17 protein-coding genes and 1 pseudogene are annotated in these 21,251 nt (G+C 59.9%); 7 read left to right on the top strand and 11 right to left on the bottom strand.

The genetic code is table 11. The features are described 5' to 3' along the window. Positions 1-35: 35 nt before the first annotated feature. Positions 36-1,985, bottom strand: coding sequence for an LTA synthase family protein (locus tag C4J84_RS20470; RefSeq protein ID WP_124371735.1), 1,950 nt, complete (start codon positions 1,983-1,985; stop codon positions 36-38). 200 nt (positions 1,986-2,185) lie between these two features. Here C4J84_RS20470 and colR point away from each other — a divergent pair, with 200 nt between their 5' ends. The 5 genes from colR (at position 2,186) to C4J84_RS20445 (ending at position 5,956) form a co-directional block, all read left to right on the top strand. Next, a complete protein-coding gene (colR, locus tag C4J84_RS20465; RefSeq protein WP_124364237.1) occupies positions 2,186-2,869 on the top strand; it encodes a two-component system response regulator ColR in 684 nt (227 codons plus the stop codon). Then, the gene (locus C4J84_RS20460) at positions 2,859-4,139 is read left to right on the top strand and encodes a HAMP domain-containing sensor histidine kinase (protein WP_124368216.1); all 1,281 of its coding nucleotides are present in this window, start codon (positions 2,859-2,861) and stop codon (positions 4,137-4,139) included. The genes colR and C4J84_RS20460 overlap by 11 nt, the downstream gene beginning before the upstream one ends. 188 nt (positions 4,140-4,327) lie before the next feature. After that, a complete protein-coding gene (locus C4J84_RS20455) occupies positions 4,328-5,008 on the top strand; it encodes a class I SAM-dependent methyltransferase (RefSeq protein ID WP_124364235.1) in 681 nt (226 codons plus the stop codon). 4 nt (positions 5,009-5,012) lie between these two features. Then, positions 5,013-5,732 (top strand): lipopolysaccharide kinase InaA family protein, encoded by a 720-nt coding sequence (locus C4J84_RS20450; protein ID WP_124436014.1) that lies wholly within the window; start codon positions 5,013-5,015, stop codon positions 5,730-5,732. Beyond that, positions 5,729-5,956, top strand: a complete 228-nt coding sequence (locus C4J84_RS20445; RefSeq protein ID WP_124364233.1) for a hypothetical protein — start codon at positions 5,729-5,731, stop codon at positions 5,954-5,956. The genes C4J84_RS20450 and C4J84_RS20445 overlap by 4 nt, the downstream gene beginning before the upstream one ends. A gap of 120 nt (positions 5,957-6,076) precedes the next feature. On the opposite strand, the gene C4J84_RS20440 is transcribed toward C4J84_RS20445, so the two are convergent. The 5 genes from C4J84_RS20440 to C4J84_RS20420 all read right to left on the bottom strand — a co-directional run bounded on the left by C4J84_RS20440 (position 6,077) and on the right by C4J84_RS20420 (position 14,155). After that, positions 6,077-9,115: a multidrug efflux RND transporter permease subunit gene (locus C4J84_RS20440; RefSeq protein ID WP_124436013.1), complete on the bottom strand. Its 3,039-nt coding sequence runs from the start codon at positions 9,113-9,115 to the stop codon at positions 6,077-6,079. Continuing rightward, entirely contained in the window at positions 9,112-10,266 is a 1,155-nt protein-coding gene (locus C4J84_RS20435) for an efflux RND transporter periplasmic adaptor subunit (protein WP_124372469.1), read from the bottom strand. Before C4J84_RS20435 ends, C4J84_RS20440 begins: the two co-directional genes overlap by 4 nt. 262 nt (positions 10,267-10,528) lie before the next feature. Beyond that, positions 10,529-11,629 carry a DUF1513 domain-containing protein gene (locus C4J84_RS20430; protein ID WP_124369017.1) on the bottom strand — a complete coding sequence of 367 codons (1,101 nt, stop codon included), beginning with the start codon at positions 11,627-11,629 and terminating at the stop codon, positions 10,529-10,531. A 2-nt stretch (positions 11,630-11,631) separates the two neighbouring features. Then, positions 11,632-12,696, bottom strand: coding sequence for an imelysin family protein (locus C4J84_RS20425; RefSeq protein WP_124364232.1), 1,065 nt, complete (start codon positions 12,694-12,696; stop codon positions 11,632-11,634). Positions 12,697-12,727: 31 nt separating this feature from the next. Beyond that, the gene (locus tag C4J84_RS20420; RefSeq protein WP_124436012.1) at positions 12,728-14,155 is read right to left on the bottom strand and encodes a di-heme oxidoredictase family protein; all 1,428 of its coding nucleotides are present in this window, start codon (positions 14,153-14,155) and stop codon (positions 12,728-12,730) included. Positions 14,156-14,294: 139 nt separating this feature from the next. Between C4J84_RS20420 and C4J84_RS20415 the strand changes: the two genes are divergently transcribed. After that, positions 14,295-14,858 (top strand): NAD(P)H nitroreductase, encoded by a 564-nt coding sequence (locus tag C4J84_RS20415; protein ID WP_124430395.1) that lies wholly within the window; start codon positions 14,295-14,297, stop codon positions 14,856-14,858. 171 nt (positions 14,859-15,029) lie between these two features. On the opposite strand, the gene C4J84_RS20410 is transcribed toward C4J84_RS20415, so the two are convergent. From C4J84_RS20410 to C4J84_RS20400, 3 genes are all read right to left on the bottom strand, one after another. Further along, positions 15,030-16,460: an amino acid permease gene (locus C4J84_RS20410; protein ID WP_124436347.1), complete on the bottom strand. Its 1,431-nt coding sequence runs from the start codon at positions 16,458-16,460 to the stop codon at positions 15,030-15,032. 144 nt (positions 16,461-16,604) lie between these two features. Beyond that, the gene (locus tag C4J84_RS20405) at positions 16,605-17,657 is read right to left on the bottom strand and encodes an ornithine cyclodeaminase (protein WP_124436011.1); all 1,053 of its coding nucleotides are present in this window, start codon (positions 17,655-17,657) and stop codon (positions 16,605-16,607) included. Between the two features lie 48 nt (positions 17,658-17,705). After that, positions 17,706-18,740, bottom strand: a complete 1,035-nt coding sequence (locus C4J84_RS20400) for a histone deacetylase family protein (RefSeq protein WP_124436346.1) — start codon at positions 18,738-18,740, stop codon at positions 17,706-17,708. A 119-nt stretch (positions 18,741-18,859) separates the two neighbouring features. Between C4J84_RS20400 and C4J84_RS20395 the strand changes: the two genes are divergently transcribed. After that, positions 18,860-19,360, top strand: a complete 501-nt coding sequence (locus C4J84_RS20395) for an Lrp/AsnC family transcriptional regulator (RefSeq protein ID WP_124371729.1) — start codon at positions 18,860-18,862, stop codon at positions 19,358-19,360. 40 nt (positions 19,361-19,400) lie between these two features. Here C4J84_RS20395 and C4J84_RS26815 read toward each other — a convergent pair whose 3' ends face one another. Together C4J84_RS26815 and C4J84_RS26810 are read right to left on the bottom strand one after the other, a co-directional pair. Next, positions 19,401-20,156, bottom strand: a complete 756-nt coding sequence (locus tag C4J84_RS26815) for a methyl-accepting chemotaxis protein (RefSeq protein WP_372238023.1) — start codon at positions 20,154-20,156, stop codon at positions 19,401-19,403. Between the two features lie 102 nt (positions 20,157-20,258). After that, positions 20,259-21,221 (bottom strand): annotated as a pseudogene (locus C4J84_RS26810) (HAMP domain-containing protein); the annotation flags it as partial. Positions 21,222-21,251 lie beyond the last annotated feature (30 nt).

Here is a 21,251-nt window from a genome sequence, read left to right as displayed (position 1 = left end):
AAACGTCCCGTACTCACCCGCACGGGACGTTTTGATTAGCGTGTGCTCAGGGCTGGGGCCTCTTCCTTGGGGGCTCTCCAACTCAGCAGTTGTTGCTTGTAGTCGTAGCTGGCGGCTTGGTAATAGGTGATCGCCCGCTGGATTAACGGGTCGTCGCTGCCGACGCGCAGTTCCTGGCTGTCCCCCAGCGCCTGGTCATGCCGACGCAGGCCTTTGCGCGGGCTGAGAATCGCCAGGTTCGTGCCGTCAAACAGGCCCAGGTGCTGGTAGTTGCCGACCACCACGCGCGGTGGCAGCGGGTTGTCTTGCAACAGGTTGCGGCCGAAGAACGTCGATTCGTAGCTCAGGTTGATCAAGCCCAGCAGCGTGGGCGCCAGGTCGATCTGGCTGGCCAGTTGCGCGGTTTCCCGGGCGTCGATCAGCTTCGGTGCATAGATGAACAGGGGGATCTGGTAGTTGGTGATGGGCAAGTCTTCCTTGCCTGCACTGCCGGCGGTGTGGTCGGCGACGAACACGAAGATCGTGTTATCGAACCAGGGCTTCTGACGCGCGGCGTCGAGGAACTGGCCGATGGCGTAGTCGGTGTATTTCACCGCGCCGTCACGGCCCTTGCCGGATTTGATATCGATACGCCCGTCCGGATAGGTGTAGGGACGGTGGTTGGAGGTGGTCATCAACTGCAGCAAAAACGGCTGCTGCTTGGCGTAGTCGGCATCGGCCAGATTCAGGGTTTGTTTGTACAGGTCCTCGTCGGCCATGCCCCAGGCGTTTTTAAACGAGATTTGCGCTTCGGGCACACTGCTCTGGTCGACGACGCGATAGCCATTGCCGCTGAAAAACGCATTCATGTTGTCGAAGTAACCGCGCCCGCCGTAGACGAACACGCTGTCGTAGCCAATGGCGGAAAGCTGCTGCCCCAGGCTGGCGAAACCGCTTTCGCGGCCGATGCGCTTGACGATAGAGCGCCCAGGCGTAGGAGGAACTGCCAGGGTGATGGCTTCCAGGCCACGGTCGGTACGCGTACCGGTGGCATAGAAGTTATTGAAGTACAGGCTCTGTTGGCGCAGCGCATCGAGGTTGGGCGTGAGGTGGCGCTCGTCGCCGTTGCTGCCCATGTATTTGGCGCTGAAACTTTCGATGGTGACCAGCACGATATTGGGCTTGCGCAGCGTGCCTGGGTTGGTGATGGCGCGGCGGATATCCAGGGGGTCCTGGTCGATGAAACGGGCGTTGGGCTCACTGAGTTCGGCGCGCAATTGCTTGGCGACGACATCGGTTGGCAGGCTTTTGTAGAACTGCGTGTAGTCCAGTTCGTTGTTACGGAACGCGGCAAAGAACTGATAGGGGCCATTGCTGGCCAGTTCGTTGTTGTAGGCGTTGCCACCTTGGGTGCGCGGGCTGTCCTGGCTGATCAATTGCAGGCTGAGGCCGGCGACCACCAGCAAGGCCACGGCATTCACCAACCGGCCACGCAGCGCCGGCAGGGGCGCGGCCATCGCGGCGTTGAAGGGCTTGCGCAGGGCCACGCTGAGGATCAGCGCGAGCATCGCCAGCAGGCTGAGCAGCTTGCCGATCGGGTAGGACTCCAGCAGGTTGTTCAACACCTCGTCGGAATACACCAGGTAATCAACGGCGATGAAGTTGAAGCGCACGCCGAATTCATCCCAGAACAGCCATTCGGCCACCGACGTGAACAGCATCGCGAACAGGCTCACCGTGAGCAGCGCTTGCAGGAACCAGCGATGACCGCGACGGCGCCACAGCGCCGGCGGGCACAGCAACAGGTACAGCCCCAGCGGCAACGCCGCATAGGCCAGGAAGCCGAGGTCGTAGAGCAGACCCACGCCGAACACCGGCAGCAGGTTACCGCCGACTTCATCCAGGTGAGTGATGAGCAGCACGCTACGGGTGAGCAGGAAAACAACCAGCCAGGCGCCGGTTATCAACAGCAAATAGCGCACAGGCGCGGTTTTGGGGAGCCCCATGTCAAATTTCCTTTTATCAATGGCGGCGATCTTCACGCTGACACTGTAGTCAGTTTGTGAAGCTATAGTGAAAAACTCGTTTGGCTGCCCAATCAGTTGAAAACCTTTATCGACGGGCCTCGCCGCTCTATCCCTGAGCCGCACTTGGCCTTAAGCTGCGCGAGCCAACACGGCCGTTACCGCGTACGGAGACACTGCCCATGCGAATTTTATTGGTTGAAGACAACCGCGATATTCTGGCCAACCTGGCCGATTACCTGGGGCTCAAAGGCTACACAGTGGACTGTGCGCAGGACGGTTTGTCGGGCCTGCACCTGGCCGCCACCGAGCATTACGACTTGATCGTGCTCGACATCATGCTGCCCGGCATCGATGGCTACACCCTGTGCAAACGCCTGCGTGAAGATGCACGCCGCGACACCCCGGTGATCATGCTCACCGCCCGCGACCAGTTGGATGACCGGCTGCAGGGCTTCAAGTCCGGGGCCGATGACTACCTGCTCAAGCCGTTCGCCTTGTCCGAACTGGCCGCGCGCATCGAAGCGGTGCTGCGCCGGGCCCAGGGTGGCGGGCGGCGTGTGTTGCAAGTGGGCGACCTGCATTACGACCTCGACACCCTGGAGGTCACGCGCGAAGGGCGCATGCTCAAGCTCAACCCGGTCGGCCTGAAGCTGCTGGCAGTATTGATGCAGAAAAGCCCGCACGTATTGCGTCGGGAAATTCTCGAAGAAGCCTTGTGGGGCGATGATTGCCCGGACAGCGACAGCTTGCGCAGCCACGTCCACCAATTGCGCCAAGTGATCGACAAACCTTTCGCCAAGCCGCTGCTGCAAACGGTGCACGGTGTGGGTTATCGCCTCGCCGAGGGCCGTGATGGAGTTTAAGCAAAGCCTTGCCCAGCGGATCATCATCGCCTTTGCCTTGATGAGCGCGTTGGTGGCGGGGGCTTTCGCCATGGGCATCGTCGCGACGGTGCACCTGGTGGAAGAGAAGTTGATTTCGGCGGGCCTGGGCGGCGATCTGCAACGGCTGCTGTTGATGGACAGCATGGAAGACTGGCGACACCGGCCGGAGCCTGACCAGTTGTTTTATTTCAGCGGCGGCCCCGGCGATTTCGAGCTGCCCAAGGACCTGCGGCATCTGGACCCAGGCTTTCATGAAGTGTTTCGCGAGTCGCTGTCATACCACGCCATGGTCGAGGTGATCGATGGCCGGCGTTATGTGCTGCTGCAGGACCAGAGCGATTTCGAAGAGCGCGAGCGCGTCCTGTTTGCCGTGGTGCTGGTGGGCTTCGTGCTCAGCCTGGCGTTGGCGGTGTTTCTCGGCTGGGTGCTGGCGCGCAAGGTGATGGCGCCGGTGGTACGGCTGGCGCGCCAGGTGCGCCATCGCGACCAGTTGCTCGGGCTTGCGCCGCCACTGGCACCGGATTATGCGGCCGACGAAGTGGGCGAGTTGGCGGTGGCGTTCGATGCCACCCTGGGTCGCTTGCGCCAGGCGCTGTCTCGCGAGCAGTTGTTTACCAGCGATGTGAGCCATGAATTGCGCACACCCTTGATGGTGCTGGCCAGTTCCTGCGAGCTGCTGCTGGAGAACCCGGCAATCGATCAACGGGGGCGCAACCAGGTCCAGCGAATCGCCCGGGCCTGTGAAGAAATGCGCGAGTTGGTGCAGACCTTCCTGATGCTGGCCCGTGCCCAGCATGACGATGCCGCCATGTCGGCCCAGGTCAACCTGACACAGGTGGCTGAGGACCTGCTCGGGATCTGGCGCGGGCCCATCGAGCAAAAGGGCCTTGAACTGATCTACTGCCCAGGCAATCCGCTGGATACCCGCTACAACACCACCTTCCTGCATGCGGTGATGGGCAATCTGTTGCGCAATGCACTGCATTACACCGAGCAAGGGTTTATCCGCCTCACCCTGGAGCCCAGCGGTTTTGTGGTGGAGGATTCCGGCGTGGGCATTCCTGAAGACAAGCGTGAGGCGATGTTCGAGCCGTTTGTGCGGGGCAGCGAGAAGCGCGGCGAGGGGCTGGGCTTGGGCTTGTCGCTGGTGCAGCGCATCTGTGAGAACCAGGGCTGGAGCGTGACCCTGAGCACCATGGAGCCCAATGGTTGCCGTTTTCATGTCGAATTGGATCAAGTCAAAACCTGACCGCTTAGTCTGACAATTTGCTGCTGCACGACGCCGGTTTTTCAGCGAAGATGGCCCGATGCTACTGAATGTTTCTGTAAAGTCTTGAAATGTATGCAATTGGACAGGACAAGTTTTTCACAACGAGTTGACTTGTTGATCACAGTTCGCTGCTTAGGGTTGTAGGCATCAGTAATTGGAGATGTAAGATGCCTTCGCCGATCAAGTTAGAGTTTTCTGAAAAGTACGACGATAACCACGCTCACCGCTATTTGCTCAAGCATCAGGACAATCTGGCCCGCCGGTGGTCCCACAAACGCGACGAGCAGCTGGCGCGCGCGGCGCTGGCCATGGCCGGTGAGCCAAGCCTGGTGTTAGACCTGCCGTGTGGTGCTGGCCGGTTTTGGCCGTTGCTGGCCGAGAAACCCAACCGCGTGATTATCGGGGCCGACAATTCGGCGTCGATGTTGAAGGTCGCCACGGTGGCCCAACCCCCGGAAGTGGTGAAACGGGTACGTCCTTTGCAGACATCTGCCTTTGATATCGATTTGCCAGATAATTCGGTCGACAGTATTTTCTGCATGCGCTTGATGCACCACATCGGTGACCCAGCGCACAGGATGACAATACTGCGGGAGTTTCAACGTGTTACCCGTGACAGCGTGATTATCTCGCTGTGGGTGGATGGCAATTTCAAGGCTTGGAAGCGTAAGCGCGCCGAAGTGCGTCGTCGTAAGAAAGGTGAGCAGGAAGGTTACCAAAACCGGTTTGTGTTACCGGCTGCTACTGTCGAGGCAGAATTCGAGCAGGCCGGTTTCCGGGTTCAGGAATCCCTGGACTTCATGCCGCTCTACGCCATGTGGCGAGTCTATGTATTGCGTAAGAGGTAACAGGATGGCAGTTGAGTGCGTAGTCGGCAGTCATGTAGCTCCCGAAGAACGATTTGATTTTTTCTGGCGCCAGCAGGGCGAATGGGTAGAAGAGCCCAATCGTCGGCGTGGCGGTGAAAGTGGCGTACAGCGGGTGGTCAGTGCCAATGGCCGTTTGCTCTACTGCAAGCGCCAGACCGGCCACATCTACCGCAGTTGGCTGCATCCGTTTGGACGTCCGACCGTGTTGCGTGAACGTGATGCGCTCAGGGGCCTGCGCTTGCTCGATGTACGGGTGCCGGAGATGGTGTTCTGCGAGGCGCGACGCGACCCCGAACATCAATGGAAAGCCTTACTGGTGACCGCTTCGCTGGACGGTTTCGACGAGATCGAAAACTGGTACGCCGCCGGTGGTCGCGAGCAATACGGCGAGGAGGTGCATGAACGCCTGCTCAAGGAGCTGGCCGGGACCCTGGCGCGCATGCACAAAGGGCGCTGGCAGCATGGTTGCCTGTATATCAAGCACATCTTCGTACGGGTCACCGGCGAGGGCGATGCGGTGACCGTGGAAGTGGCGTTGCTGGACTTTGAAAAATGTCGCCAGCGTCTGACCGCTTATCGGGCCGCCTCCCACGACATGCTGCAATTGCGCCGCCATTCGTCGTGGAACGACACCGACTGGAAAAAACTCAGCTACTTTTATGAGACGGCGTTTGGCAGCGCTATCAAGGGTTTAACCAAATGAAGCTAGAAATAGCACGAGGTGTGTTCCTGGTCGGGGCGTTGGGCATTGCAGCCCTCGCCCTGGCTGCGTGGGAACAGCCTCGCACACAGGTACTCAGTGCGGCGCAAGGCGGTGGGCTATGCCTGCAGCCACGTGTCGCCAAGGTCAGTGTGGCGGCCAAGCCCGATCATGAATTGCTGTTATTCATGTTCGGGATGTCTCAAGCGATGAGGCCGCAGAGTTGAAACGATTGAACCCCCCAGGAAGGGCTTCGCGATGCGAGGCCCTTTTTTTTGGGACTCAGCGGGGGCAATCGGGTGAGCGCAAGTCACTGCAGTGAACTGAAGGCGCACTCACCGATCACGCTATTGAAGGGGCACGTTGTCAGCTTTGGTCAGCGCCGTGTACACCGTCGGCAGGACGAACAGGGTGAATAGGGTACCAATCGACATGCCGGTGGCGATCACCATGCCGATATCGAACCGACTGACCGCACCCGCACCGCTGGAAAAAATCAGCGGGACGACGCCCATTACCGTTGCCAGCGTCGTCATCAGAATCGGCCGCAGGCGGATCGCAGCCGCTTGTTCGACCGCAGCGCGCGCACACAGGCCTTTTTCCTTGCGCAGTTGATTGGCGAACTCGACGATCAGGATGCCGTGCTTGCTGATCAAGCCGATTAACGTGACCAGCCCGATTTGCGTGTAGATATTCAGGGTGGACCAACCCAGAAACAGTGCGATCAATGCACCGCATACCGACAGCGGTACCGTCACCAGTATCACCAGGGCATCGCGCAGGCTTTCAAACTGCGCCGCCAATACCAGGCCGATGAATGCCAACGCCAGGCCAAACGTGCCCCATAGCGCATTTCCCTCCTGCACGAACTGACGTGTCGCGTTGCGGTAATCGAAGGTATAGCCCGCTGGCGCCTCCTCCTGGGCGATGGTTTGCAGGGTCTGCAGTGCGTTGCTCATACCCACAATCGGAAAGGCCGACACCGTGACTGAATTGAGCTGTTGAAACTGATTCAACTGCCGTGGCCGAACCTGTGGGCTGGAGACTGTGGTCAGCGTCGACAAGGGCAGTAATTGACCCTTGGCGTTTTTGACTGCGTACTGGCTCAGCCAGGCTGGGTTGTCCCGATAGCTGCGCTCCACTTGAGCAATCACTTTGTAGAGATGACCGTCAATACTGAATCGGTTGATTTCCGCTTCAGCCAGCAGGGTGCTCAAGGTCAGGTCCAGATCCTCCATGGACACGCCCATCTGGGCGGCCTTGGTCCGGTCAATTTCGACCGTTACTTCAGGTCGGTCGAAGGCCAGGTCGATATCCACGTAGGCAAACTTTCCTGAGTCGATCGCGCGTTGTTTGATGCGCTCGGCCACGCCGATCATCGAGTTGTGGTCCTGCTGGGAGCTGATGACAAAGCCAAAGGGCAGCCCTTCACCTGTGCCTGGCAAGGAAGGCAGGTTGAACGCGAAGACTTGCAGGCCGGGGTTGTTGTCGAGTTTTTCACGCAAGGTTGTCAGGACGCTCATCTGTGTACGTTCACGTTCCTCCCAGGGTTTGAGCAGGAAGCCGCCAACGCCTGAATGTACGCCGTCCAGGCCGTTGATCTGGAAGGATGCCTGGTATTCGGGAAAGGTTTTGAACGGTTCGATAAAGTCCTGGGTGTAGCGGTTCAGGTACGCCAGGTTGGTCGGTTGGGGCGCATTGGACAGGATAAAAATCAGGCCCTTGTCCTCGTCGGGCGCCAACTCCGAGAGGGTGAATGTGAGCATGACTGGGATCAGGCAGAGTACGAGCGCGGCGAATACCACTACTACGGACTGCGCTTGCATGATCTGGTGCAGACGGCGCTGATAGCGCGTTTTCAACGCGTTGAAGAATCGGTCCAGCACCCGCGTCAGGCCCTGTGGCTGTGTTTCAGGGCGAAGCAAAATGGCACACATCATCGGTGACAGCGTCAACGCCACGATCCCGGAAATCACCACAGCGCCGGCCAGGGTCAGGGCAAACTCTTTGAACAGCGCCCCGGTCAGGCCCTGCATGAAACCGATGGGTGTATAGACTGCGGCCAGCGTGATGGTCATCGACACCACCGGGATGCAAACCTCTCTTGCCCCCTTGATCGCGGCCTCAAGTGGGGATTTACCCTGTTCGATGTGGCGGTGAATGTTTTCCATCATCACGATGGCGTCATCGACCACCAGGCCGATCGCCAGGACCATGGCCAGCAGCGTCAGGACGTTGATGGAATAGCCCATCAGCTGCATGAGGAACAAGGTGCCAATCAGCGACAGCGGAATGGTGATGACGGGAATGATCACCGAGCGCAAGGAGCCCAGGAACAAAAACACCACCAACACTACAATCAGTACGGCTTCTACCAGGCTGGACAGCACTTGGTCGATCGAGGCATTGATGTAAAGCGTCGAATCGTAAGCGATATCCGAATGCAAGTCGGGCGGGAGCTGCGATTGCAGGTGTGGGATCAGTTCGCGGACACGCTTGCCTAACTCCAGGGGGTTGGCGTCGGGTGTGGCTTGAATACTGATATAAACCGCAGGGGTGCCATTGAAGGTGCTGAAACTGTCGTAATTTTGCGAGCCCAGCTCCACGCGTGCGACGTCTCCCAGGCGCACCTGATTGTCGCCGTCGGTTTTCACGGGAATCGCACTGAACCCCTCGGCCGATTGCAGTTCAGTGTTGGTGGTCGCACTGGTGACGACATATTCGCCGGTAAGGTCCCCCGCGACAGATTGTACGTTGTAGCGTCTGATTGCCTGGGTCACGTCAGCGGCGCTCAGACCAAACCCTGCGAGTTTTATCGGGTCGAGCCACAGGCGCATGGCGAAGCTCTGGCTGCCGATGATCTGCGCTTGCGCCATGCCCGGCAGTGTCACCAGTCGCGGCTGGACCACGCGCTGCAGGTAGTCCGTGATCTGAGCATTGCTCATGGTTTTGCTGGAAAAACTCAGGTACATCAGCGCGGTGCTGTCCACTGCAACTTTGCTCAGCACCGGATCCTCAATCCCGCTGGGCAACTGGTTCCTGACTTCATTGGACTTGGCCAGCAGCTCGGTGAACAAGCGGTCACTGTCGGCGTCGAGCCGACTATAGATAGAGATAATCGAGATATTCTGGCGACTGGAAGACGTCATATAGTCGATGCCTTGTGCGCTGGCCAGGCTTTGTTGCAAGGGTTGTGTGATGTAACTCTGGATAGTGTGCGCACTCAGACCCGGGGCGACGGTGGTGACAGTGATCAGCGCGTTCTGCATCTGCGGAAACTGGCGCAGCTGCAGTTTTTCGTAGGCCTGCCAGCCCAGCAGCACGATCAACAGACTGACCACCACGGCCAGTACCGGGCGACGGATGAACCGGTCGGTGAAGGTCATTGTGCGCCCTCCTGATGTGGCATCGGTCGCCCATCCGGCTGGCTTCGGTCAATACTGATACGCACGGGGGTGCCGTGTTTCAGTTTGAGCTGGCCGGCGGTGACCACCTGTTCGCCCTTGTTCAACCCCTTGGAAACCACCACCAGGCCATTGCGACGCTCGCCCGTTTCGATCAAGCGCTGCTCGGCTATCAGTTGCGGTGTATCGCCGGTATCGGGGGCCTGCGGCTCGCCGTTGTTGCCTCGGGTTATCACGTAAACGTACTGACCATAAGGGTTGAAGGCGATCGCACTTTCCTGGATCACGGTTTGCGCAGTCGGTTCGTCCAGCAGCACCCGTAAATGGGCGAACATTCCCGGGAGCAGGTCGTCGCGTGGGTTGGGCAGCGTCGCGCGCACCAGCACATTTCGCGTGCTGTCATCGACGATCGGGTTGATGGCGCTCACCTCGGCGACGCTGAAGGTGCCTGGGCGTGCCGAGACCTCAACCTGAACCGGCTGCCCGATCCTGATCAGTTGAACGGCTTGCTCGGGCACATAAAAGTCCACGTAAAGGCGGCGTGTGTCCTGCAGGCTGGCGATAACCTGGGTACTTTGCAGGTAATCACCCACGTTGACCTGGCGGATGCCGATGGTGCCGGTGAAAGGGGCGGTGATGTGTTTCTTTTCCAGCGCTGCGGTGCGCTGTGCAACGAGGGCAGTGTTGCGGTTGAGTTCAGCACCGAGCCGATCGAATTCGCCTTTGGAGATGGCGCTGATGTCCACCAGTTTTCGACCGCGCTCAAAGTTCTGACGGGCCAGGCGCTGGTCGGCCTTTGCCACGTCCAACTCTGCCTGTTGGGTTTGGTGCTCGAGCTGCAGCAGGGTCTGTCCAGCCTCGACCCTTTGCCCTGACTCAAAGTGCAACTGTGTGACGACACCGGGCACCTCAGTGCTCAGGTTGATACCTTGCAACGCCTTGAGCGTGCCCGCGGCAGGCATTTGGCGCTGCCAGGGGATTTCAAAGGCATTGGACGTCGCCACACTGACGGGTGGCGTTGGCCCATGCAAAAGCTGCAGTTGCTGATAAACCCAGTACGTCTTGTAGCCGGCGAGCATCAGCACGACTGACAGAACGAGGCTGAGCATGATAATCATCCGGCGGCCCGGCATGGTCATAATGGAGTCCTTGTGAAGACGTGTGCAGGGTTAACGAAGCGCGAGCACGCACGACCAGGCGGCACTGCGCTGAGCGCCGCAGTCTTCGTCAGAACAAGGAAGGGGATAAGGGGTAGCTTCGCAAGTTGTTGTGGGACAAGTCTCTCGGATGAGAAGCAATTCCACAGACTGCGTAGGCGATGTGCCAGGCGTTGGTGGTTGTCGGCGGCTAGGCTCCTTGGCGTCGGCGCAGGAGCCTTGAGATCGAGGCGGGGGGTTACGTCATAAGGTGCAGGTGGTTATCCCATAACCCTGCAGGCAAGGTCAGCGGCGTCGCTACCGGCTGTTTCTGACGGCAATCGTATAGGCGGCAGCGCCCCTGGCCCGAGGTCACGACAAAGCCGTCCGCCACCGCGCCGACCCCGGCGCAATCGGGCAGCGGGCCGTCCAGGCGCAACTCGCCACTGTCCATGTCCCAGATAAAAAACCGATTACCACGCGGCGCCGTCAACGCCACCAGCCGCAGCTCACTGTGCACCGCGACGCTGGCGGTGTAGTGCCCCATCGCCTGCAACTGCGCATCGGCCACTGCAAAGGCCACGAATGGCTGGCCCGGACGCTTGATCGCGAGCAGCTCGGAGCGCTCCTGGGACGGCCCCATGAACTGCTGCCCGGTGAGGATGGTGCCATCGCTGGCGATTCCCATATGGCGCACGCTGTTCATCTGCTGGCCCAGGGTTTCCTTGCTGATCAGGCTGCCGTCGCGGTGCATCAGCACCAGGCTCGGCTCCATGGCATTGAGGTTCATCTCCACGCGGCTTTCGGCTTCGGTACGAATGCCGCCGTTGGCCACCACCAGGGTTTCGCCATCGGGCATCCAGGAGACCTGGTGCGGGCCGATGCCATGGGTGGAGATTTCCCCGCTGTGCACCAGCCGCTCGCCTTCGAACCGGTACACCCCGAGCAAGCCACGGCCGGGATCGGACGTGTCGTTCTCGGTGGCGTACAGCCAGTCACCGCTCTTGTGGATCACCGCGTGCCCATAGAAGTGGCGATTGGGGTTCGAGGTGATGGTCTGCAGGAGCGCGCCGTCACGCAGGTCTACCAGGTAACTCTCGGTGCCCGGGCGGCGGGCGACGAACAGCGCGATCGGCAGCGTCGGGTGGTTGACGATGTCGTGGCAGCGCTGGCCGACCTGGGTGGCGAACACCTGCGTGCCGTCCAGGCGATAACCGACGGCGTAGTGCTTGCCGTCGGCGTCATCGCGCGCCGACAGCAGCAGGGGGCTCTTGTCTTTCTGCTTGAACAGCGTCCAGCCGCCCAACGTCAATGCACTGAGCAGCACGCTGCCTACCGCCAAAGCCTGTCGCCTGAGCATCATCAGTCACCGTCGTTGGCGTTGAAGCCCAGTTGGATGCCCAGCGCCTTGGCCAACTCGCCTTCATGCAGGCGATGGACCACGTTGAGGCTGTCGTAGAGATCATTGAGCTGCTGGCGCCCGGCGTCATCGTTCAACAGTTCGTTGAGGGAGCGCTGGTTGCTGGCGAACAGTTTCAATGACGCGGCATACGCGGCGTCGATCTTGTCGGCCAGGGCTTTCTGATCGGCCGGCAACAGGCCGCGCAGGCCTTTGTTGTCGACGCCTACCCATACGGTCTGGGCCGCCGCGAGGCTGGCTTCCAGGCTCTGCAGGGACGACTGGCTGCGCCACGCATCGGCCTGGAACGGTTGCGGGATGCCCTTGGTCTGGCGGCCCATCGGCGTGCCGAGTTTTTTCTTCAGGGTATCCAGGGCGGTCACTTGCACGCGCAGCAGGTCGGCAATCGCTTCGTGGGAATCGGCGTAGCGCTGGTTCGGAAACTTGCTCATCTGCGCCAGCATGCCGTCGGTGCTGTTCCAACTGGCCAGGATCTCTTCGGCCAGGGCTTTCTGGCGTTCGCCGATGGCCATCAGCAGCGGGCAGTAACGGGCTTTCTGGGCTTCGTCGGCGACGTCAGGCTTGGCGTCGTAGAGGATATATTCGTAGGCCGACAGGCCTTGCACCACCACGCTGGATTTAGCGAGGGCGGCGCCGTCGATCTGTGGCTGGCTGGCGACCAACTGTTCGACCTGGCGACCCACCAGATTTTTCTTGTCCGGCCAGAACTGCACTTGCCATGCGCGGTTGCCTTCAGCCAGCGGGCCGATCAGCAGCGGTTGCAGCTCGGCCCAGGCTTTTTGCGCGTGGAGGAAGTCGGCACGGGCGGTGTCCAGGCTTTCCTTGCCCTGGCAGTAGGCCAGGGCGCTGACGGCCAGTTGGCGGTCGGCTTCAACCCAGCGGCTGTAAGTGGGCAGGATGACTTGCTTGGCGATGGCCGCCGAAGTCACCGCTTGCGGGTCCTGGGGCGAGCAGGCGCCGAGGGCGAGGGCGGCCAGGCTGGTGAACAACAACTTGGGACGGAACATGTCGAGCTCCCTTCTGTAATTGGGGCAAAGCTTATAGAGAATTCAGAAATGCCAGCAACGCGGCGCGCTGCTCGGCGTTGAACGACAACACATGCTGCTGCGCCGCTTGCGCTTGCCCGCCATGCCAGAGCACGGCTTCGAGCAGGTTGCGGGCGCGGCCGTCATGCAGGAACTGGGTGTGACCACTCACGGTTTGCGTCAGGCCGATGCCCCACAACGGCGGGGTACGCCAGTCGCGGCCACCGGCCTTGAATTCGGTACGGTTGTCGGCAAGCCCTTCGCCCATGTCGTGCAGCAGCAAGTCGCTGTAGGGGCGGATCACTTGATTGGCCAGCTCAGGTTCGGCGGCGTTGGCGGCCGTGGTGAACGTCGGCTTATGACAGCCCTGGCAGCCGGCCTGGTAAAACAGGTTTTTGCCGGCCAGCACCTGCGGCGCATCGACGTCGCGGCGCACCGGCACGGCGAGGTTACGCGTATAGAACAGCACCAGGCGCAGGATGTTGTCGCTGACTTCCGGCTCGCCTTCGGGGCCGTTGCCGTTTGGTGCCTGTTTGCAGGCGACTTGGGCGTCGGTGCAGTCATCGAAGGGTCTCAGGGAGGTGGTGAGGCCCATATCACCAGAAAACGCGTGAACATTTTGTTGATTGAGGTTGGGTTGCCCGGCTTTCCAGCCAAATCGCCCCAGCACGGTTTTTTGCGCGGCGTCATCCCACACCCGATTCGCCCGGCCGACGATGGCCTCACGGTCAGCGGTTTTCGGGTCGGTGTTGCGCAGAATATCGGCGTCGCTGATGGCTTCGAGCAGCCCCAGGCCGATCATCGGCGGGGCGATGCGTGCAGAGAAACGTGTGTCGGGGTGCATCGGGCCGTAGCCGAGCTGGGTGATCTGCAGGTCGGGCTTGCGTAACTCGACCACCGTACCGTCCTTGAACTGGACGTTGACCGGTGTGTAATCGACCCGCACCTTGCCTTCCGGCGCCACGCCGGGCACGGCCATGTCCTGCAGTTGCCCGCCGTAGACCGGCTCGGGCACTACGCCGAGCTGTTCGATGAGTTTGGCGTAAGGTGCAGCATCCGGGATAGATAAGCGGACCAGCATCGACACGGCATTGGGCGCATCGGCCAGCGGCGGGTGGCCCCGGCCGTCCTTGATATGGCAGTTCTGGCACGCGTTGGTATTGAACAGCGGGCCCAGGCCGTCACGTGCGGTGGTGGTCGAGGGCGCGATCACCCAGGGGCTGCGAAAGAAACTGTTGCCGACGCTGAAGTCCAGGCGGCGGGTGGGCGCCAGGTTGGCTGAGGGCAGGGAGAAGGCGTTCTGGTCGCGCTTGTTCACCGTGGTGGCACCGCCGGCGCGCGCTTCACCCGGCTCGGCCTGGGTAAACTGCGGGGCGTCGTCGCAGGCGGTCAGGCCCAGGGCCATCAACGCTGCGCACAGGTGAAGTAGCGAACGGAACATCGAGTTTCCTGAACGAAGGCGGAAAATGTGGGGGCAAAGTCTAACAGGGCGGGGCAGTTTGAATAAGAGCAATTATCGTTTGGTGGCATCCCGATTCATTCCGCTAGAATGAGCGCACATTTTTTTCTGGAGGTGGCCAATGCAGGCTCTCGACGCTTTGCTCAACCGTGTTTCCGTGCCGCGTTTGCTGGAACCGGCGCCGACCCAGGAGCAGCGCGACGTGCTGTTCGCCGCCGCCATGCGCGCGCCCGACCACGGCCAACTGCGCCCGTGGCGCTTCCTCACCGTGGAAGGCACGGCCCGTGAGCGGATGGGCACGCTGCTCGCCGAAGCTGCGCGCCTGCAGGATGCCGACGCCCCGCAAGCCGCCATCGACAAAGCCCAGAACGGCCCGTTGCGCGCGCCGCTGGTAGTGGTGGTGATTGCCCGTCTGCAGGAGCACTTCAAGGTGCCCAAATCCGAACAACTGCTGGCAGCCGCCTGCGCGGCCCACGGCATTCTGCTGGCGGCCTACGCCCAGGGAATTGGCGCGGTGTGGCGCACGGGTGAGTTGTCCTACTCGGCCCACGTCGCCAAAGGCCTGGGGCTGGTACCCGGCGAGGAAGTGATTGGCTTCCTCTACCTGGGCACCCCCCAGAACCCGCCGCGCACCGCGCCGAAGGAAGACCTGACTCCGTTCGTCCAAGCCTGGACCGGTCTCTAAGGTTTTTGTAGGAGCGAGCTTGCTCGCGAAGAACTCAGGGCCCACCCGTTTATCCAGAATGAACGCGTTGTCTGGGCGTTTTTCGCGAGCAAGCTCGCTCCTACAAGTATTAGGGTTGGCTCCCGATAGCGCGGGTACATACCAGGCAGCCCTTGGTGAGTCCGAGTTTCACTAGGGCTGCGCGACTGTCGCGTTCTGCCTGCCAGGAACAGCGTCAGACGTTGGCTTCAAGGCGCGAGTCAACTGATAAGCAATTGCCAGCCACACGAACCATCCCGGCATGACCATCAGGGCGATACGGGTATCAGGTCGCAACGCCAGCAGGCAGAGCACAAAGCCCAGGAACGCCAGGGAAAACCAGGCCATCGGCACCCCGCCAGGCATCTTGTAAGCCGACTTTTCATGCAGGTCAGGGCGTTTTTTGCGATAGGCAATATAAGACGCAAGGATCGTCGACCAAGTGAAAATCACCAGGATCGCCGACACGGTAGAGACGATAGTAAATGCTGTCATGACTTCCGGAACGACGAACAGCACCAATACACCCACCAGCATCAGCAACGTCGTGAACGCCAGGCTTAACAGAGGCACGCTGTTACTCGATAGCCGTCGGAATACTCGTGGTGCGTTATCTTGGTTGGCCAACCCGAACAGCATACGGCTCGATGAAAATACGCCGCTGTTTGCCGATGATGCCGCAGAAGTCAGTACCACAAAGTTGACGATACCGGCTGCTGCGGGGAACCCTGCTACAAGAAACAGCTCGACAAAGGGGCTCTTGATTGCAGACACCTGCTGCCAGGACGTCACAGCAATGATGCAGATCAGGGCCAGCACGTAGAACAAGATGATCCGCAGCGGAATCGAGTTGATTGCCTTGGGCAGGGTTTTCTCCGGAGATCGAGTTTCGGCGGCGGCTGTGCCGATCAACTCGGTGCCAGCGAAGGAGAAAATCGCCATTTGAAAGCCGGCGAAGAAGCCGAACAAGCCGTTAGGGAACGCCGCCTGTTTATCCACCAGGTGACTCAGGGACGCGGTGACGCCACTGGGGGAAACGAAGGAGTTGGCAATCAGCACGCTGCTGACGCTGATCAGGGTCACCACCGCAATAATCTTGATGATTGCGAACCAGAACTCCACCTCACCGAACAACCTGACCGTCAACACGTTGAGCGCGAAAAGGGTCGCCAGCATCCCGACGGCGGGTATCCACGCCGGTACGTCGGGAAACCAATACTGGAAAAATCCGCCGACCACGACGGCATCGCCAATCACCGCCACGCTCCAGCTCAGCCAGTACGACCAGCCGAGGAAGAATGCCGCGCGCGGGCCGAGGTAGGCACCGGCGAAGTCGGCGAAAGTTTTGAAGTTGAGGTTGGACAGGAGCATTTCGCCCATGGCACGCATGACGAAAAACACGAACAGTCCGATGATCATGTAGATGAGGATGATCGACGTCCCGGAGAGGGCGATGATCTTCCCGGAGCCCATGAACAGGCCGGTACCGATGGCACCGCCCATGGCCATCAACTGGATGTGACGATTGCTCAGCGTGCGCTGCAGCGCGGGCTGTTCAAGCAGCCCGGAGGGATTCGATTTCATTGCAAAACCTCTTGATTTTATGTTTTTGAGTTTTGGCAGAAAGTAGGTGTCGGGCGTTCTTGTTAGAAAGGCAGCGGCCAATCACAGACATGCCTGGAGGGTGAATGGCCCCCTCGCCAAGTGGCTGGGGGCGGTCATTACCGATCAGTTGACGGTGCGCAGACGCGAGGCTTTGGCCGGTTGCGGATCCAGCAGTTGAAAGAGATTTTTGATGTTGGCCGGCGTCGGTACCAGGTGGATGCGTTGACCGATTTGCTGTGCCTGAGCCAGATCATTGAGGTAGCGCAGTGACGAAAAGTCTTCCAGGGCAAAGCCCACCGAATCGAAGACAGTCACCTGCACATCGTTTTCGCGTCCGGCCACTTCGCCCTGCGCAATCCGGAAAAATTCGATCACGGGGGAATCGGCTTCCAGTTGCTGAATGTCGCCCTCAATGCGTGTTTGCGGCTCGAATTCGACGATGACCCGAGCTTTGCGCAGGATATCGGCATGCAGTTCGGTTTTACCCGGGCAGTCACCGCCGACCGCATTGATGTGCATGCCGGGCTCGATCATGTCGGGGGTCAGAATCGTTGCATAGGCTTTGTCGGCGGTGACCGTGGTGACGATATCCGCGCCTTTGACCGCTTCCTTCACGGAGCTGGCCAGAATGACTTCAATGTCCGGGAACATCGCGAGGTTGTGCTTCAACTTGAGGGACGCGTCGTGATCGATATCGAAGATGCGGATTTCGCTGATGCCCAACATTTCATGAAAAGCGAGCGCCTGAAATTCACTCTGGGCACCGTTACCGATGAGAGCCATCGAGGTCGCATTCGAGCGAGCCAGCGATTGCGCCACCAGCGCGGACGTTGCGGCGGTACGCACGGCGGTGGTCAAGGTCAGTTCGCTGAGCAGGGTGGGATAGCCACTCTGCACCTCGGCCAGAACACCGAAGGCCATGACCGTCAGCAGGTTCTGCTGGCCGTTGTGCGGGTGGCCGTTCACGTATTTGAATGAATACTGCTGGCCATCGTCGGTGGGCATCAGTTCGATGACACCTGCTGCCGAGTGGTTGGCGGTGCGTGGCGATTTATCAAATTGCGACCAGCGTGCGTAGTCGGCGTTGATGTAGGTCGCCATGTCGCGGATAGCGCGTCGGATGCCTACTTGGGTGAACAGGCGTGCAGCATCATCGACATCTATAAACAGCGTCATGTTTTTATTCTCCGTTGCAGAATTGAAGGCCGTTGAGCGAGGAATGGCTCAGTTGCGTTTGCTCTCGAATCCGTGCAGCACGTTGACGGCGTTGATGCCGATTTCATCGACCATGTAACCCCCTTCCATCACGAACAGGGTGGGGCAGCCAACGCTGGCAATAAGCTCTCCGATCCCGATGAAATCCTCGCTTTCCAGCAGGAAGTGGCTGATGGGATCGTCCTTGAATGTGTCGACTCCCAGTGAAATCACCAGCACCTCTGGCGCAAAGTGCTGGAGCTTCTTGCAGGCATGGAGCAGGGCGTTGCAGTAGCTTTCCCAGGTGGTGCCTTTGGGCAAGGGGTAGTTGTGGTTGAACCCCTCGCCGAGGCCGGCGCCGACTTCGGTGCTGAAGCCTGAGTAGTAGGGATAGGAAACGGCCGGCTCGCCATGCAGCGAGACGAAAATCACGTCACTGCGGTCGTAAAAAATGTTCTGTGTACCATTGCCATGATGAAAATCGACATCCAATACCGCGACACGTTTGGCGCCTTGGGTAATGGCTTGCTGTGCGGCAATGGCCGCGTTATTGAGGTAGCAGTAGCCACCCATGTATTCGCGCGCTGCGTGATGTCCCGGCGGGCGACACAGTGCGAAAGCGCTGTCGTGGCCTTCATCGATCAGGGCAAGGCCGGTGAGGGCGATATCGGCACTGGTTTTTACGGCTTGCCAGGTGGTTGCAGTAATCGGGGAGCCGGCATCCATGGCGTAGAAACCCAGCTTGCCGTCGATGAAGGTCGGTACTTGATCATTGGCCAGGTCGCGCACGGGCCATACCAGCGGCAAAGCATCGTGAGTACGTCCGGTTGCGCACCATTGTGTCCACGCGCTTTCCAGAAAACTGACATAGCGCTCGCTGTGCGCGTTGACGTAGCACGATCGGTCAAATGCGCGCGGTTCGATGATCTGGCCAAGGCCGACCTGCTTGACGCGGTCATGGACGGTATCGGCTCGACTGGGCTGTTCGAACGACGGTTTGAGTACGCCGTCTTTTAATTCTGTGCCGTGGTGCAAACGGTGGGAATCACTAAAAACTGTAAACATTCTGCGCATCCGTTAATGTGAGCCAGTGCAAATATTCTGTTCTGGCCAGGAGGCGATTTCTTTGCTTTGTTTTCGATGATTAGTAGATTTATCGGGTGTTTTTACTCAGGAATGGCGTTATGCAGAAAAAAATTTCCAAACGCATCAGCCTCGACCAAACCGACCTCGCTATCCTTGAGCTGCTGCAGGAGGATGCGAGTATTTCCAACGCCGAGCTCAGTGAACGACTGTCGTCAAGCCTGACGCCTTGTTGGCGAAGGCGTAAGAGAATGGAGGAGGCGGGCGTCATAACGAGCTATCAAGCCAACCTTGATCGACGCATGCTGGGGTTGGATATCATGGCGTTTGTGCATATCCGTTTTTCGACCCACGCCGACCATGCGCCCGACGCCTTTGAGGCAGTGATTGCGCAATTACCGCAGGTGTTGGCCTGTCACAAGATCACTGGCGATGCCGATTATGTGTTGCAGGTGTTGGCGAAGGATCTTGATAGCTACAGCGACTTCGTCGAGCAGGTGCTCAGGCGTCAGGTGGGGATTGCGTCCATCCAGTCCAGCCTGGCTTTGCGTGAAGTCAAGTCCAGTAGCCGCATTGCGATACCAACACTGGGAAAGGATTGAGCGAGGGCCAGCCCCCTCCCACAGTGAGGTGTGGTGTTATTTAGACCTTGAACTGATCCATCAACTTCATTTGCTGGCTGGCCAAAGCATTGAGCTGGCTGCTGATGGCTGCCGATTCGGTGGCTTGGCCGGTGAGGGTTTCGGTGACGGTTCGGATCGCGGAGACGTTGCGATTGACCTCTTCTGCCACCGCGCTTTGCTGTTCGGCGGCGCTGGCGATTTGCAGGTTCATGTCGCTGATCACCGTCACCGCGTCGCTGATTTTGCCCAGGGCCTGCACGGCCTGGTGGATCTGCCCGGCATTGCTTTGGGCCTGGTGCTGGCTCGAATGCATGGTCGCCACCACGCCACGGGTGCCGCTCTGGATACGTTCGATCACCAGGCGAATTTCCTCGACCGAATCCTGGGTGCGCTTGGCCAGGTTACGCACCTCATCGGCCACCACCGCAAAACCACGTCCGCTTTCCCCGGCGCGCGCCGCTTCGATCGCCGCGTTCAACGCCAGCAGGTTGGTCTGTTCGGCGATGCTGCGGATCACTTCCAGGACTGAACCGATCTGTTCGCTGTTGACGGCCAACGCTTCGACTTCGCCGACGGCCTTGCTGACTTCTTCAGCAAGCGTGGTGATATCACGAGTACTTTGTTCGATGATCGACATGCCTTCGCGGGCCGACTGATCCGCACCGCGTGCCGCGCTGGCGGCGTTGGAGGCGCTGTTGGCGACGTCATGGGCGGTGGCGCTCATCTCGTTGGACGCGGTGGCCACCTGGTCGATTTCGCGAAATTGCACCTGCATGCCTTCGCTGGTCTGGCGCGCAATGGCCGAGGATTGGTCGGCAGTGCCGCGCGCTTCGGTGATGCTTTGTTTGATCTGCGCGATGGTCGGTTGCAGCTTGTCGAGGAAGCGGTTGAACCAGTTCACCAGCTCGCCCAGTTCGTCTTTTTTGCTGTAGGCCAGGCGCTGGGTAAGGTCGCCGTCACCGCTGGCGATGTCTTTGAGCATGGCCGCCACGCTGTTGATCGGGCGGGTTACGCCGGTGGCCGTCAGCCAGATCAGCAGCAGGCCTACCAGGGCGGCGGCAGCCGCTACCAGCAAGGCCTTGAGGGTGCCTGTGGCCTGTGCGTCATCAAGCACACCTTGCAGCTTCACGTTATCGGCCAGCATCACCGCTTTGGGCAGTTTGATCACCACGCCCCAGGATTTGGCGTCGGGTATCGGCTTGACGGGGTACACGGCGCGAATGGTCTCGTCCTGCTCGCGGATCATGGGGCGGTCGCTGGCGAGCAGCTGCACGATCTCCTTGCCTTCGGCGCCTAGCGTGTCGATCAGGTTCTTGCCCACTCTGGCCGGTTCACCGCTGTAGGCCGCGATCAGGCCGGTGCTGGACAGCACCTCCAAGTGCGCCGCGCCGTTGAACAGGTCTTTCTGCGCCGCATCGGTGACCGCTTGCAGGGCGTTGAGGGCGATATCGACACCGACGACGCCGATAACCTTGCCATCCACGATCAAAGGCAGGGAGATGGTGGTCATCAGCACGGGTTTGCCGGCCACCGTGTCTTCGTAGGGGTCCAACAGGCACGTAGTCCGAGTGTCTCGTGGGCAGGTGTACCAAATGTTGTAGGGCGTGCCGCTGAGGTTGAGGCTGGTTTTCGTCAGGTCATCTTCAACCATGATCGTGTTCAGGCTGTCGCCGCCGGCCCGGCTCCAGTAGCTGGAGAAGCGGCCTTTTTCGTTGGAGACGCGCGCTTTGTCGTCGATGAACTCGCTGTCCTTGCCATCCAGTCCGTTGGGTTCGAACGACAGCCAGATGCCCAGCACCTTGGTGTTACGCTCAAAAGCGGTTTTTACGCTCTGGTTCATGTCTTCGCGCAGGGCACCCGCGTCCAGCGA

This window comes from Pseudomonas sp. R11-23-07 (assembly GCF_003852295.1).
Lineage (GTDB): Bacteria > Pseudomonadota > Gammaproteobacteria > Pseudomonadales > Pseudomonadaceae > Aquipseudomonas.
Note: the sequence above shows the minus strand (reverse complement) of the source record. Positions and strands in the feature narration are given on the sequence as shown.